Source organism: Streptacidiphilus albus JL83 (assembly GCF_000744705.1).
Taxonomy (GTDB): Bacteria; Actinomycetota; Actinomycetes; order Streptomycetales; family Streptomycetaceae; genus Streptacidiphilus; species Streptacidiphilus albus.
This window is the reverse complement of sequence record NZ_JQML01000001.1, coordinates 2,051,320-2,065,829: the sequence shown is the minus strand read 5'-3', so window position 1 is coordinate 2,065,829 and position 14,510 is coordinate 2,051,320. Positions and strand designations below refer to the sequence as shown.

At 71.8% G+C, this 14,510-nt stretch carries 14 protein-coding genes; 7 read left to right on the top strand and 7 right to left on the bottom strand.

Annotation, left to right across the window (positions count from 1 at the left end):
• Window positions 1-42: 42 nt before the first annotated feature.
• The 6 genes from BS75_RS08950 to BS75_RS08925 all read right to left on the bottom strand — a co-directional run bounded on the left by BS75_RS08950 (window position 43) and on the right by BS75_RS08925 (window position 7,928).
• Complete coding sequence (locus BS75_RS08950; RefSeq protein WP_034087831.1) at window positions 43-255, bottom strand: hypothetical protein; 213 nt, start codon at window positions 253-255, stop codon at window positions 43-45.
• A 57-nt stretch (window positions 256-312) separates the two neighbouring features.
• The gene (gene dnaE / locus BS75_RS08945) at window positions 313-3,879 is read right to left on the bottom strand and encodes a DNA polymerase III subunit alpha (RefSeq protein ID WP_231607723.1); all 3,567 of its coding nucleotides are present in this window, start codon (window positions 3,877-3,879) and stop codon (window positions 313-315) included.
• 76 nt (window positions 3,880-3,955) lie between these two features.
• On the bottom strand, window positions 3,956-4,717 hold the full coding sequence (locus BS75_RS08940; RefSeq protein ID WP_052069290.1) for a hypothetical protein: 762 nt from the start codon (window positions 4,715-4,717) through the stop codon (window positions 3,956-3,958).
• 21 nt (window positions 4,718-4,738) lie between these two features.
• Window positions 4,739-5,548, bottom strand: a complete 810-nt coding sequence (locus BS75_RS08935) for an ABC transporter permease (RefSeq protein ID WP_063771470.1) — start codon at window positions 5,546-5,548, stop codon at window positions 4,739-4,741.
• Window positions 5,545-6,537, bottom strand: coding sequence for an ABC transporter ATP-binding protein (locus BS75_RS08930; protein ID WP_042437657.1), 993 nt, complete (start codon window positions 6,535-6,537; stop codon window positions 5,545-5,547). The genes BS75_RS08935 and BS75_RS08930 overlap by 4 nt, the downstream gene beginning before the upstream one ends.
• A 23-nt stretch (window positions 6,538-6,560) precedes the next feature.
• On the bottom strand, window positions 6,561-7,928 hold the full coding sequence (locus BS75_RS08925; protein ID WP_034092679.1) for an NYN domain-containing protein: 1,368 nt from the start codon (window positions 7,926-7,928) through the stop codon (window positions 6,561-6,563).
• Window positions 7,929-8,135: 207 nt separating this feature from the next.
• Between BS75_RS08925 and BS75_RS47960 the strand changes: the two genes are divergently transcribed.
• Complete coding sequence (locus BS75_RS47960) at window positions 8,136-8,921, top strand: hypothetical protein (RefSeq protein ID WP_034087828.1); 786 nt, start codon at window positions 8,136-8,138, stop codon at window positions 8,919-8,921.
• An 18-nt stretch (window positions 8,922-8,939) separates the two neighbouring features.
• Here the strand turns inward: BS75_RS47960 and BS75_RS08915 are convergent, their stop codons facing one another.
• A complete protein-coding gene (locus BS75_RS08915) occupies window positions 8,940-9,650 on the bottom strand; it encodes an LON peptidase substrate-binding domain-containing protein (protein ID WP_034087827.1) in 711 nt (236 codons plus the stop codon).
• A gap of 142 nt (window positions 9,651-9,792) precedes the next feature.
• Between BS75_RS08915 and hisD the strand changes: the two genes are divergently transcribed.
• The 6 genes from hisD (at window position 9,793) to priA (ending at window position 14,504) form a co-directional block, all read left to right on the top strand.
• The gene (gene hisD / locus BS75_RS08910; RefSeq protein WP_034087826.1) at window positions 9,793-11,112 is read left to right on the top strand and encodes a histidinol dehydrogenase; all 1,320 of its coding nucleotides are present in this window, start codon (window positions 9,793-9,795) and stop codon (window positions 11,110-11,112) included.
• An 11-nt stretch (window positions 11,113-11,123) separates the two neighbouring features.
• A complete protein-coding gene (locus BS75_RS08905) occupies window positions 11,124-12,290 on the top strand; it encodes a histidinol-phosphate transaminase (protein WP_081983240.1) in 1,167 nt (388 codons plus the stop codon).
• Between the two features lie 11 nt (window positions 12,291-12,301).
• Entirely contained in the window at window positions 12,302-12,901 is a 600-nt protein-coding gene (gene hisB / locus BS75_RS08900; protein WP_034092677.1) for an imidazoleglycerol-phosphate dehydratase HisB, read from the top strand.
• Window positions 12,902-12,904: 3 nt separating this feature from the next.
• Window positions 12,905-13,069: a hypothetical protein gene (locus BS75_RS47955; protein ID WP_156164233.1), complete on the top strand. Its 165-nt coding sequence runs from the start codon at window positions 12,905-12,907 to the stop codon at window positions 13,067-13,069.
• A gap of 62 nt (window positions 13,070-13,131) precedes the next feature.
• Window positions 13,132-13,764 (top strand): imidazole glycerol phosphate synthase subunit HisH, encoded by a 633-nt coding sequence (gene hisH, locus BS75_RS08890; protein WP_034087824.1) that lies wholly within the window; start codon window positions 13,132-13,134, stop codon window positions 13,762-13,764.
• Window positions 13,761-14,504 (top strand): bifunctional 1-(5-phosphoribosyl)-5-((5-phosphoribosylamino)methylideneamino)imidazole-4-carboxamide isomerase/phosphoribosylanthranilate isomerase PriA, encoded by a 744-nt coding sequence (priA, locus tag BS75_RS08885; RefSeq protein ID WP_034087823.1) that lies wholly within the window; start codon window positions 13,761-13,763, stop codon window positions 14,502-14,504. Before hisH ends, priA begins: the two co-directional genes overlap by 4 nt.
• Window positions 14,505-14,510: the final 6 nt, after the last annotated feature.

The following is a 14,510-nucleotide window of genomic DNA, read 5'->3' as shown; positions in this document are numbered from 1 at the left end:
GCCCCTGAGGAATTGATGAGGACTTCCGCGCCCCGGCGGTGGTCAGGGGACCTGGCGGAGGTAGAGGGCGCCGCAGAGGTAGCAGAACTTCTCGTGGGTGTCGCCCCAGGCGACGGCGTTGAGGCGGGCCGACTCGGCGTCGACCGGGTGGCCGCAGAGGGCGGCGGTGTTGCCCTCCACGGTCATGTGCCACTGGTGGATGGGGCCGCCGAGGACCCCGTCCTCGTACTCCGCACGCATCTCGTACTCGTTCATGGGGGTACCTCCTGCGGCAAGTCTGCGCCGCCGGAGGCACCCCTTCCACTCGACCGGTCAGACGCTCCAGGCGCCCTGGCCGAGGAGGGTCTTGATCTCGCTGGCGAAGCCGTTGTCCGGGTTGATCAGGAAGCCGAGCTCGAAGACCAGGGTGCGGCGGCGGCCCTCCATCCGGATCCGGACCGGGACGTCGCCCGGGTGCGCCCGGAGCGAGCGCTTGAGCTCGGCCACCAGCGGCGGGGTGATCTTCTGCTCGGGCACGGTCAGGAAGACCGGCGGCTTGCCGCCGTTCTCGGCCGAGGAGATGTCCAGCGGGGCGAGCTCCGAGCCGAAGATGGACAGCGCGCCGTCGCGCTCGTTCAGCCGGCCCCGGACCGAGACCACGTTGTCCTCGATCAGCTCCTGCTGGATCAGCATGTAGTTCTTCGGGAAGAACAGCACCTCGACCGAGCCGTCGCGGTCGGCGATGGTGACGATCGCCCAGGCGTTGCCGGCCTTGTTGATCCGCCGGTCGACCGAGGTGATCAGCCCGGCGAGCTTGACCTCGCCCTCGGTCCGGCCGGAGCCGAGCAGCTCGGCGATGGAGACGTCGCGGTTGCGGGACAGGATGTGCTCGGCGCCGTCCAGCGGGTGGCTGGAGACGTAGAGCCCGAGCATCTCCCGCTCCAGGCTGAGCAGGTGCTTGCGCGGCCACTCGCGGTCGTCGAGGGTGAAGTCCAGGCCGATGCCGGGGGACTCGTCGCTGGTGTCCATCGAGCCGAAGAGGTCGTCCTGGCCGATGGCCTGCTGCTTCTTCAGGCTGGTGACCGAGTCGATGGCGGTCTCGCAGACGGCGACCAGGCTCTGCCGGGTGTGCTCCAGCGAGTCGAAGGCCCCGGCCTTGATCAGCGAGTCCACCGTCCGCTTGTTGCAGACCACCAGCTCGACCTTGTCCAGGAAGTCCGCGAAGGAGGTGTACTTCCCCTTCTCCGAGCGGGACTTGACCAGGGACTCGATCACCGGGACGCCGACGTTGCGGACGGCCTTGAGGCCGAAGCGGACCGAGTCGCCGACGGCGGTGAAGTCGACCACCGACTCGTTGACGTCCGGCGAGAGGATCTTGATGCCCAGCCGGCGGCACTCGGCGAGGTAGATCGCCATCTTGTCCTTGTCGTCGGAGACCGACGTCAGCAGGGCGGCCATGTACTCGGCGGGGTAGTTGGCCTTGAGGTAGGCGGTCCAGTAGGAGACCAGGCCGTAGGCGGCGGAGTGCGACTTGTTGAAGGCGTAGCCGGCGAAGGGGACCAGCACGTCCCAGACCGCCTGGATCGCCTCGTCCGAGTAGCCGCGCTCCTGGCAGCCCGCGTGGAACGGCACGAACTCCTGTTCCAGGACCTCCTTCTTCTTCTTGCCCATGGCCCGGCGGAGCAGGTCGGCCTGGCCGAGGCTGTAGCCGGCCAGCACCTGCGCGGCTCGCTGCACCTGCTCCTGGTAGACGATCAGGCCGTAGGTGGGGCCGAGCACCTCCTTGAGCGGCTCCTCCAGCTCGGGGTGGATCGGGGTGATCTCCTGCTGGGCGTTCTTCCGGAGCGCGTAGTTGGTGTGCGAGTTCATGCCCATCGGGCCGGGCCGGTAGAGCGCGGAGACGGCGGAGATGTCGGCGAACTCGGTCGGCTTCATCAGCTTCAGCAGCGCCCGCATGGGCCCGCCGTCCAGCTGGAAGACGCCCAGGGTGTCGCCCCGGGCGAGCAGGTCGTAGGTGACCGGGTCGTCGATGGCGATCTTCTCGGTGTCGACCTCGATGCCCCGGTTGGCCTTGATGATCTTGATGGCGTGATCGATGATGCCCAGGTTCCGCAGACCCAGGAAGTCCATCTTGATCAGACCCATCTCCTCGCACTGGGGGTACGAGAAGCCGGTGATGATCACCCCGTCCTTGTCCCGCTTGTGCAGCGGGATGAGGTCGAGCAGCGGAGCCGAGGAGAGGATCACCGCGGCGGCGTGCACGCCGGTGCCCCGGGTCAGGCCCTCGATGCCCTTGCCGGTGTCGATGATCTTGCGGACGTCGGGCTCGTTCTCGTACATCGCGCGGATCTCGCCGCCCTCGGAGTACCGGGGGTGCGTCTCGTCGAACAGCGCGTAGAGCGGGACGCCCTTGCCCATCACGTCCGGCGGCATGGCCTTGGTGATCCGGTCGCCCATGGAGAAGGGGTAGCCGAGGATCCGGTTGGCGTCCTTGACGGCGGCCTTGGCCTTGATCGTGCCGAAGGTGTTCACCTGCGCGGTGTACGCCTCGCCGTACTTCTCGGTGACGTAGCGCACCATCTGGTCGCGCTGGCGGTCGTCGAAGTCGATGTCGACGTCGGGCGGGTTGATCCGCTCCGGGTTGAGGAAGCGCTCGAACAGCAGATCGTGTTCGAGCGGGTCCAGCTCGGTGATCCGGGTCAGGTAGGCCACGATCGAGCCGGCCGCCGAACCACGGCCGGGGCCGACCGGGATGCCGTTGTCGCGGGCGTACTGGCAGATGTCCGCGACCACGAGGAAGTAGGCGTCGAAGCCCATCGGGGAGATGACGCCCATCTCCAGCTCGATCCGGTCCAGCACCTCCTGGCTCGGGTTGTCGCCGTAGCGCCGGGGGAGCCCCTCCGCGATCTTGTGCCGCAGCCAGGACGCCTGGGTCTCGCCCTCGGGCACGTCGAACTGGGGCATCCGGTCGACGTAGGTGAAGACCTCGTCGTAGGGCTGGATCCGCTCGCCGATGGCGAGGGTGTTGTCGCAGGCCTCGGGCAGCTCGCGGAAGAGCTCGCGCATCTCCTCGGCGGTCTTGATGTAGTAGCCCGAGCCGTTGAACTTGAACCGGTTCGGGTCGTCCTTGTTCTTGCCCACGCCCACGCAGAGCAGGTTGTCGTGGGCGTCCGCCTGGTCCTCGGTGACGTAGTGCGAGTCGTTGGTCGCCAGCAGCGGGATGCCCAGCTGCTTGGCCACCCGGAGCAGGTCCTCGCGGACGCTGCGCTCGATGTCCAGGCCGTGGTCCATCAGCTCCAGGAAGTAGTTCTCCTTGCCGAAGATGTCCTGGTAGGCGCTGGCGGCCTTGATCGCCTCGTCGAACTGCCCCAGCCGCAGCCGGGTCTGCACCTCGCCCGAGGGGCAGCCGGTGGTGGCGATGATGCCCTTGGCGTTGGCGGCGATCAGCTCCCGGTCCATCCGGGGCTTCATGTAGTAGCCCTCCATGGACGCCAGCGAGGAGAGCCGGAAGAGGTTGCGCAGCCCCTCGGCGTTCTCCGCCCACATGGTCATGTGGGTGTACCGGCCGCCGCCGGAGACGTCCTTGCCGCCCTCGCCGTCGCTGCTGGCGACGCGCTGCCCGCCCGGCGCCCAGAAGACCTGCTTCTTGTGGAACCGGGACTCCGGCGCGACGTACGCCTCGATCCCGATGATCGGCTTGACCCCGGACTTCTTGCCGATCTGCTGGAACTCGTACGCGCCGAACATGTTGCCGTGGTCCGACATGGCCACGGCGGGCATGCCCAGCCGCTCCACCTCGGCGATCAGCTTGCCGTTCTTGGCAGCCCCGTCCAGCATCGAGTACTCGGTGTGGACATGCAGGTGAACGAAGCTGTCGGCCACGGTACGGGCACTCCTCATGGCAGGGTCGGCACGCGGGTGGGCACAGGGTTCGGCCCAGGTGTCGGCGCGGGGTAGGCACCCACCCTAGCGCGCGCTAAGGGGTGTCGGAGCGCTCCGGTGACGCTTGTGACAAGGGTTGCGCCCAGAGTGTTTCCGGGGCGCTCGGCTTCGGCGAGAAGATCCTGGTGAGGACGATCAGGGTGACCAGCGCGACCCCCGGCCAGGCCAGCAGCACGCCGTTGGCGGTCACCGCCAGCGGCCCGTAGAAGGTCTTCCCCAGGGCGACGCTCTTGGCCGTGGCGATGATGTTGCTGCTCGGGCCCAGGTGCACCCCGAGCCGCATCGCCAGGTAGCCGCCGAGCAGCCCGCCCAGGGCCAGCCCGACCGGCACCCCGACGCCCACGTCGCGGGCGCGGGTGCGCCAGTACGCCAGGGCCGCCAGCAGCAGGCCGATGACCGCGCCGATGATCGCGAAGTAGGCGTCGGCGGTGATCGCCTGCTCGCCCTCCGGATCCGACAGGTAGATGTCGGAGGTGTCGGCGTAGAGCGGCACCTTCGGCGCCACCCGCTCCCACAGCAGCCCCATCAGCAGGCCCAGCACGGCCGATCCGGCGATCAGGGCGAGCCCCAGCAGCAGGTCGGTCCGCAGCTCGCGGGAGAACCGTACGGGCGCGTCGGCGGCCTCGGCCGGGTGGCCCGGCAGCGGCGCGGACAGCGGCTCCGGCTCGGGCGGGGACGCCGGCTCGGGCAGGGGCTCCGGCGCGGACTTGGACAGCGGCACTGGCGCGGCCTGCCCGGACCCGGGCTCGGGCGAGGGGCCGGACCCGCCGTCGGCATCGGTGTTCTGATCGGTCATCGCGTCATCGTCCCACGGAGATCAGCGGCGGGTGGCGGCGCGTCGGTAGGCCCACGTGGAGACGGCCAGCGAGACCACTCCGACGGCCCCGCAGACCGCCAGGTCCAGCGCCACCGCGGACCAGTCCGGGCGCCGGTCGAAGCTGCGGGCCAGCGCCTCCACGCCGTAGGTCGACGGCAGCAGGTCGCGCACCCAGCGGATCGCCTCCGGCATGTGGGTCGGCGGCAGCACGCCCAGCAGCAGCGCCGCCGACATGCCCAGCTGGCCCAGCAGGGTGGCGATCTCCTGCCGGCTCGCCAGCAGCCCGCAGGCCGCGCCCAGGCCGGACAGCGCCGCCCCGGACAGCGGCACCACCAGCAGCAGCACCCACAGGTGCACCCAGCCCAGCCGGAACAGCCCGCAGCCCACCCCGGCGGTCACCAGCGCCCCGGGCACGGTGAACGAGGCGTAGGCCGCCGCCGTGCCCAGCACCACCGAGGCCGGCGGGACCGGCAGCGTCGCGTAGTGGTCCAGCCCGCCGGTGGCCCGCAGCCGGCCGAAGTACTGGGCCAGCAGGTTCAGCGCGACGAAGGCGACCACCAGCACGCTCGACCCGGCGACCACGTCCCGGGCGGCCTCGCTGTCGCCGCCGCTGACGACGCCGCGCATCATCGCCATGATCCCGAGGGACTGGAAGGTCGCCACGAACAGCAGCGGGATCCGGGAGACCCGGGCCCGGGACAGCTGCGCCCGGTAGACCGCGCCCAGCGAGGGCAGCAGCGCGGCTCCGGGCGCCAGCACGGCGGGGCGGGAGACAGCGACGGCCGCGGTCATTTCCCGAGGTCCGGTCATTTCGCGAGTCCTTCATGGCGTCCGCCGAGCAGCAGGTACACGTCCTCAAGGCTGGGCGTGCTGAGTGAGAAGTCGTCCAGGGCGGCGAAGGCCGGGCCCGAGGTGACCTGGGCGACCAGCTCCCGGGCCCGGTCCGGGTCGGTGCGCACGGTCCAGCGGCGGCCGGAGCGGACCGCCCGCGCGGCCAGCGCGGCGATGGCCGGCAGCCCCAGCGGGGCGTCCTCGCGCCAGACCAGGTCCAGCCGGACGTCGCCGTCGACCAGGGCCTTCAGTCCGCCGGGCGTGTCGCAGGCGATGACCCGGCCCTCGTCGACCACGGCGACCCGGTCGAGCACCGTCTCGGCCTCGATGACGTTGTGGGTGACCAGCAGCACGGTGGTGCCGCGTTCGGCCCGGCGGCGCTCGACGGCGGCCCAGACGGCGCGCCGGGCCACCGGGTCCATCCCGGTCGTCGGCTCGTCCAGGACCAGCAGCGGGCGCTCGCCGACCAGCGCGGTGGCGAAGCAGGCCAGTCGGCGCTGGCCGCCGGAGAGCTTGCCGAGCACCCGGTCCGCCAGCGGTTCCAGCGCCAGCTCGGCCAGCGCGGCGTCGCGGGCGGCCCGCGCCTGGGGCCGGCCGAGGCCGCGCAGCCGGGCGGTGGTCTCCACCGCCAGCGCGACGGTGAGCTCGTCCAGGGCGGTGGACTCCTGGCCGAGGTAGGCCAGCAGCCGGGAGGCGTGCTCGGGGTGGCGGACGATGTCGTGGCCGAGGATCCGGATCGAGCCGCTGTCGGGCCGGAGCAGGCCGGTGAGCTGGCGCACCAGCGTCGACTTGCCCGCGCCGTTGGGTCCGAGCAGCCCGAAGACCTCGCCCCGGCGGACCTCCAACGAGATCCCGGCGTTCGCCCGGACGACCTGCGCCTTGGCGCCGCGCCCAGTCCGGTACTGCTTGGTCAGGTCCAGGACGCTGCAGCAGCTGTCCTCGGCGCCCGTGTTCTCCCTGCCCGTCACAGGCGACAACGGTACAGCGGAGGTCAGGACTCCGTTTGCAGGGCCTCGCCCCCCGGGACGCGGGTGGCGATCTCGCGCCAGAACCCGGCCCGGATGGCGTACCGGTCGTGTTCGTCGATCTGGTCGTCCTTGTGTGCGAGCAGGCCGAACCGGGCCGCGTAGCGCAGCAGCTCGCCGTCGACCCGGTGCGGGATCCGGGGGTAGTCGGTCCACAGCCCGGTGAGCCGGCCCTGGTCACCGAGCCGTTCGGTCCAGCGGCGGGCGAAGACCTGGCCGACCTCGTTGGGGTCCCCGGCGACGGTGGTGATGTCCTCCTCGCGGTCGGCCCACTTCTGCTCGGCGGTGGTGAGCTGGGTCAGCGTCGGCAGGGAGTCGCAGGTGCTGCCGCCCTCGCCGGGGCGGTCCACCCAGCCCCGGTCGGAGGACCAGCGCAGGGTGGACGGCGCGGGCGGCGGCGTCGGGGGGACGGTCCTGGCGGCGGTGATCCCGGCGGCGATCTCCTTGGGCGTGGGGAACCGGTGGGCCGGCGGCCTGGCGTCGGCGGGCAGCCTGGACGGCTCGTGCACGCCGGTGTCCGGGTCGCCGCCGCCGGGCGGGGCGGGCTCGCCGCCCTGGGCGCCGCCGCCGAGCCCGATGCCGTTGGGTCCGATGCCGTTGGGCCCGATGCCGTTGGGCCCGCCGCTGCCCAGCCCACCGCTCAGCCCGCCGCCGTTCAGGGCCCGGAGGCCGACCAGGCCCGGCAGGTCGGCGGGGGAGTCGGGTGCGGACTCGTCCGGGCGCGGCGCGGCGAGGATCTTGGCGATGTCCGGGCGCGGATCGGTCGGCGGGCAGGGCGCGACCGCCTCCCTGGCCCGGATCGAGCGGGTGATCCACTCCCGGTCCAGCACCCGGCGCTCGTCGGCCTCGGCCACCAGGTCCTCGGACTGGTTGAAGTCGCCGTCGGCGGCCTGCACCGCCCACAGGTGGACCGCGACCCCGTAGTCCTTGGCCGCGGTCATCCCCGGCAGCAGGTCCCCGTCGCCGGTGACCAGCACCACGTCGGCGCAGGCCCGGTTGCGGGCCAGCTCGGACAGCTCGGCGTGCATCGCGGCGTCCACGCCCTTCTGCACCCAGCGGCCGTCGGCGCGGGTCAGCGCGCCCAGCCGGACGGTGACCCGGGGCATCACCCGCAGCCTGCGGTGCTCCGGCAGCGGACGGCGGTCCGGCGCGGCGTCGAACCAGTAGATCCGCAGCAGCGGCAGCCCGGTCTCGGCCTCGGCCCGCTCCCGCAGCTGGCCGATCAGCCCGGCGTGGTCCACGGCGATCCGCGAGCGGGAGCTCTCCCCGGCCACCAGACTGGCCGCGGCGCCCAGCAGGTAGCCGGCATCCACCAGGACGACGCAGCGGTCCACGTCCAACACCTCTTCCGTTCGGCCCGGTCGGACCGCCTGAGGAGGGGGGCCGCCGGACTGTTCCGTTGCCCATACCCAGACCGATGGCGGTGTACCCGACCCGTTCGGGGGACAATGGCGGCCGACCGGGGTACCGGGCGGCCGTCCCGAGCTGGAGTTTCCCGGCCGGCGCCTTTTGACCTGGAGTCCGAGCCGGAGTTGGAGAGCATGCGCAGACGTTCCGCGGTCCTGCTGGTGTCGGGTGTCCTCGCCGTGTGCGGGATCCTGCTGCCGTCGATCCAGAAGACCTCCTCGCACGGCGCCACCAAGATCCTCAAGGTGGTGGTCAACGGCGGGCACCCGATCGTGCTCGGCGGCGCCACCGAGAGCGCCGCCTTCACCTTCAGCATCACCGCCGAGGACCCCTCGGGCATCAAGTCCGTCGACCAGATCGGGCTCTGGGGCTCGAACTACGGGATCCTCACCCCCTCGAAGGCCGTCTGCACGGCCACCTCGAAGACCGAGTCGGTGTGCACCGGGACCTCGTCGGTGAACGCCGCCGAGCGGCAGATCTTCGACGACATGGCCGGCCACTGGTTCCTCCAGGCGACCGTCCACGCCAACGACGGAGACGCCCGGGAGGAGGACAAGGCCGGCCGCTTCTCGATCATCAAGTTCGGCTACGCCTCGCTCTACGGCGTGCTGCCGACCGCCGCCAAGGGGGAGGCGTTCACCGTCGGCGGGCAGCTGCAGAAGGCCGACTGGCAGTCCGGGCAGCTGGTGCCGAACCCCGGGCAGAAGGTCGACCTGCAGTTCTGCGCCACCGGCTGCAAGAAGCCGGTGACCGTCGCCGTGGTCAAGTCCGACCCCGAGGGCGAACTGGCCGCGACCGTCCACGCGGAGACCACCGGGACCTACCTCTGGGCCTACCCGGGCGCCTACTGGGCGGCACCGGCCTCCTCCTTCCCGGAGCAGGTGACGGTGACCGGGGCCCTGCCGCAGGGGCCCAAGTGACCCGGTCCCGGGCGGGGCTCAGTTGGGGTTGAAGCTCTGCCGCCCCAGCTCCACGGCGGGCAGCGAGGGCAGCTTCGCCAGCACCGCGGTCTCCCGGCGCAGCAGCTGCAGCTCGGCGCTGAGCCGGGTGCTCGCGGTCTCGGCGGCCAGCAGCCGCTGCTTGTCGCCGGTGCTCAGCACCGAGGCCGCAGCGACCAGGTAGGACAGCACCATCGGGTCGTCCGGCAGCTCCTGGACCCCGGCGATGGTGGCCTCGCGGGCGCCCGCCAGCCGTCGCTGGTAGGCCCGGAAGGTCCGCTCCACGCCCTGGGCGAGCACCGTCGCCTCCGGCCCCGGGTCCTCGACCAGCCGCTCGGTCTCCGCGGTCAGGTAGGGGCCGGAGACGTCGATGGACAGCATCCGGAACCGGGTGGTGCCGGTCACCAGCAGGTCGTAGCCGCCGTCGGCCCGGGTCTCGACCGAGGCGACCTCGGCGGTGCAGCCCACCTCGAACAGCGAGCGCGCCGGGTCCGGGCCGAGGCCGGCCAGCGCCGAGGACCCGCCCGGGACTCCGGTGGGCGCGGTCTCCTGTCCGTCGCGGATCGCGACCACGCCGAAGCGGTAGGGCTCGGCGCCGGCCAGCAGGTCCGCCATCAGCTGCCGGTACCGCTCCTCGAAGACGGACAGGGGCAGCACCAGGCCCGGGTAGAGCACGGTGCCGAGGGGGAAGAGGGGGAGCCGTTCCGTCACGGGCGTAAGAGTACGGGCAGATCGGCCGCTCGCCCGCAGGCGGCCGCCGGGCGGGGCCGAAGGGATGGAATCCGTCTCGGGAGTCGTCCCAGGGAGTGGAACTCCCGGACGTCACGTTCCGCGACCTCCGTACACTGGGCGTGTGATTTCGCGAATCGACCTCCGTGGTTCCACCGACGACCTGCGCGGCGTGCTGCCGCGTGCCGAGCTCGACGTCGAGGCCGCACTGGAGAGGGTGCGACCGATCTGCGAGGACGTCCGCCATCGCGGCGTCGAGGCGCTGATCGAGATCACGGAGCGCTTCGACGGGGTAAGGCTGGACAGCATCCGGGTGCCGAAGCAGGCGATCGACGACGCCCTCGCCGAGCTCGACCCGAAGGTCCGCGCCGCCCTGGAGGAGTCGATCCGCCGGGCCCGGCTGGTCCACCGCGCGCAGCGCCGCACCGACCACACCACCCAGGTGGTGCCCGGCGGCACGGTCACCGAGCGCTGGGTGCCGGTCGACCGGGTCGGCCTCTACGTCCCGGGCGGGCTGGCCCCGCTGGCCTCCTCCGTGGTGATGAACGCGGTCCCGGCGCAGGAGGCCGGGGTACCCGCCATGGCTCTGGCCTCACCGCCGCAGAAGGAGTTCGGCGGCCTGCCGCACCCCACCATCCTCGCGGCCTGCGCGCTGCTCGGCGTCGACGAGGTCTACGCGGTCGGCGGCGCCCAGGCGATCGCCATGTTCGCCTACGGCGCCGGTGAGGGCGAGGGCCGCTGCGAGCCGGTCAACCTGGTCACCGGCCCCGGCAACATCTACGTCGCCGCCGCCAAGCGGCTGCTCAAGGGCCGGGTCGGGATCGACGCCGAGGCCGGGACGACCGAGATCGCGATCCTCGCGGACGCGACCGCCGACCCGCGCCATGTCGCCGCCGACCTGATCAGCCAGGCCGAGCACGACCCGCACGCGGCCTCGGTCCTGGTCACCGACTCGCCCGCACTGGCCGAGGCGGTCGAGGCCGAGCTGGAGACCCAGGTCGCCGCGACCCGGCACCAGGCCCGGGTCCGCGAGGCGCTGACCGGCCCGCAGTCCGGGATCATCCTGGTCGACTCGGTCGACCAGGGCCTGGACGTGGTCAACGCCTACGCCGCCGAGCACCTGGAGATCCAGACCGCCGACGCCGCCGCCGTCGCCGCCCGGGTCCGCAATGCGGGCGCGGTCTTCGTCGGCGCGTTCGCCCCGGTCTCGCTGGGCGACTACGCGGCCGGCTCCAACCACGTGCTGCCGACCGGCGGGTGCGCCTGCCACTCCTCGGGCCTGAGCGTGCAGTCCTTCCTGCGCGGGATCCATGTCGTCGACTACACCCGTGAGGCGCTGGCGGACGTCGCAGCGCACGTGGTGACCCTGGCCGACGCCGAGGACCTGCCAGGACACGGCGACGCCGTGCGCGCCCGATTCGATTGGACGACCCCCGAGGCATGACGAACGACGGCATGACGAACGACGGTACGACGAGCAGCGGTACGACGAGCAGCGGTACGACGAGCGACCGGCTGAGCATCGACGACCTGCCCGTCCGCGACGAGCTCAAGGGACAGTCCCCTTACGGGGCACCGCAGTTGGACGTCCCGGTCCGGCTCAACACCAATGAGAACCCGTACCCGCTGCCCGAGCCGCTGGTGGCCCGGATCGCCGAGCGGGTCGCCGAGGCCGCCCGCCACCTCAACCGCTACCCGGACCGCGACGCGGTCGAGCTGCGCGAGGGGCTGGCCGCCTACCTGACCCGCTCCACCGGCCACCCGGTGGCCCGCGAGAACGTCTGGGCCGCCAACGGCTCCAACGAGATCCTGCAGCAGCTGCTGCAGACCTTCGGCGGTCCCGGCCGCCGCGCCCTCGGCTTCTCGCCGACGTACCAGATGCACGACCTGATCGCCCGGGGCACCGGCACCGGCTGGAGCCAGGGACCGCGCAACGCGGACTTCACCATCGACCTCGACGCCGCCGTCGCCGCCATCGGCGAGCAGCGGCCCGACGTCCTCTTCGTCTGCTCGCCGAACAACCCGACCGGCACCGCCGTCGACCGGGCCACCGTGATCGCCCTCTACGAGGCGGCGCAGGCGGTCAAGCCGACACTGGTGATCGTCGACGAGGCGTACACCGAGTTCTCACACCGGCCCTCGCTGCTGGAGCTGACCGAGGGCCGGCCGCTGCTGGTGGTCACCCGCACCATGTCCAAGGCCTTCGGCGCGGCCGGGCTGCGCCTCGGCTACCTGGCCGCCGACCCGGCCGTGGTCGACGCGGTGCAGCTGGTCCGGCTGCCGTACCACCTCTCCTCGGTCACCCAGGCGACCGCGCTGGCCGCGCTGGAGTTCACCGACACCCTGCTCGGCTACGTCGACCGGCTCAAGGCCGAGCGCGACCGGCTGGTCACCGAGCTGCGGGCGATGGGGCTCCAGGTCACCGACTCGGACGCCAACTTCGTCCAGTTCGGCGAGTTCGCGGACACCCACGCGATGTGGCAGTCCGTGCTCGACCAGGGCGTGCTGGTCCGCGACAACGGCGTGCCCGGCTGGCTCCGGGTCACCGCCGGCACCCCCGAAGAGAACAGCGCCTTCCTCGACGCCGTCCGCACCTCGCTCAAGGAGCTCCCGCAGTCATGACCACTCCCAGCATGACGACCCCGAGGATCGGTCGCGTCGAGCGCACCACCAAGGAGACCTCCGTCAAGGTCGAGCTCAACCTCGACGGGCGCGGCAACACCGACATCAGCACCGGCGTCGGCTTCTACGACCACATGCTCGACCAGCTCGGCCGGCACGGGCTGTTCGACCTGACCGTGAAGACCGACGGCGACCTGCACATCGACACCCACCACACGATCGAGGACACCGCCCTCGCGATAGGCGCCGCCTTCAAGCAGGCGCTCGGCGACAAGGTCGGCATCTACCGCTTCGGCAACTGCACCGTCCCGCTGGACGAGTCGCTGGCCCAGGTCACGGTCGACCTCTCCGGCCGGCCCTACCTGGTGCACACCGAGCCCGAGGGCATGGCCCCGATGATCGGGACCTACGACACCACCATGACCCGGCACATCCTGGAGTCATTCGTGGCCCAGGCGCAGATCGCTCTCCACGTCCACGTACCGTATGGACGCAATGCCCATCACATTGTCGAGTGCCAGTTCAAGGCGCTCGCCCGGGCGCTGCGGTACGCCAGCGAGCTGGACCCGCGCGCGGCCGGGATCCTCCCGTCGACCAAGGGCGCGCTGTAAGCCATGAGCCATATGAACGGCACCGTCTACATCCTGATCTTCGTCGGCCTCTTCCTGATAGGCGGGGCCTGGTCCTTCCTGAAGCAGAAGATCTCCAAGGGCGTGGTGGTGCTGCTCGCGCTCGCCGGCCTGATGTGCTTCGCCACCGGCGTCATGCAACTCATGTGACCCCACCCACAAGTTCAGGTCACCCACAAGCTGGGCCACCCACAAGCTAGGTAAGGACTGGTATGACGAAGCGCGTGGTCGTCCTCGACTACGGTTCCGGCAACCTCCGCTCCGCGCAGCGCGCGCTGGAGCGGGTCGGCGCCGAGGTCGAGGTCACCTCCGACTTCCAGACCGCCCTCGACGCCGACGGGCTGCTCGTCCCCGGCGTCGGCGCCTTCGCCGCCTGCATGGAGGGCCTGCGCGCGGTGCGCGGCGAGCGGGTGATCGGCCGTCGGCTGTCCGGCGGCCGGCCGGTGCTCGGCATCTGCGTCGGCATGCAGATCCTCTTCGCCCGCGGGGTCGAGCACGGCGTCGAGACCGAGGGCTGCGACGAGTGGCCCGGCGCCGTCGAGCCGCTGCAGGCGCCGATCGTGCCGCACATGGGCTGGAACACGGTCAAGGCCCCGGCCGGAAGCACCCTCTTCCACGGTCTGGACGACGACGCCCGCTACTACTTCGTCCACTCCTACGCCGTCCGGCACTGGGAGCTGCCGCCCATCGAGCAGCTGCGCCCGCCGCTGGTCACCTGGGCGGAGCACGGCGAGCCCTTCGTCGCCGCGGTCGAGAACGGACCCCTCGCCGCGACGCAGTTCCACCCCGAGAAGTCCGGCGACGCCGGAGCGACCCTGCTGAAGAACTGGATCTCGTCCCTGTGAGCACTCCGGCGACCGACCGCCTCGTCCTCCTGCCCGCCGTCGACGTCCGCGACGGACAGGCCGTACGCCTGGTCAAGGGCGCCTCCGGCTCCGAGACCTCCTACGGCGAGCCGCTGGCCGCCGCCCTCGCCTGGCAGCAGGCCGGCGCCGAGTGGATCCACCTGGTCGACCTCGACGCGGCCTTCGGCACCGGCGACAACCGCGCCCTGCTGGCCGAGGTCACCGGCCGCCTCGACGTCAAGGTCGAGCTCTCCGGCGGCATCCGCGACGACGCCTCGCTGCGCGCCGCGCTGGCCACCGGCTGCGCCCGGGTCAACCTCGGCACCGCCGCGCTGGAGTCCCCGGAGTGGGTGGCCAAGGCCATCGCCGAGTACGGCGACCGGATCGCGGTCGGCCTCGACGTCGTCGGCACCACCCTCCGCGGCCGGGGCTGGACCAGCGAGGGCGGCGACCTCTACGAGGCCCTGGCCCGCCTGGACGCCGAGGGCTGCGCCCGCTACGTCGTCACCGACGTCGACAAGGACGGCACCCTCACCGGCCCCAACCTGGAGCTGCTGCGCAACGTCTGCGCCGCGACCGACCGGGCCGTGGTCGCCAGCGGCGGCGTCTCCTCGCTCCAGGACCTGCGCGACATCGCCTCGCTCGTCGGCGCGGGCGTGGAGGGCGCAATCGTGGGCAAGGCCCTCTACGCTCAGGCATTCACCCTCGAAGAGGCGCTGGCCACGGTCGCGGCCGTCTAGCGTGTC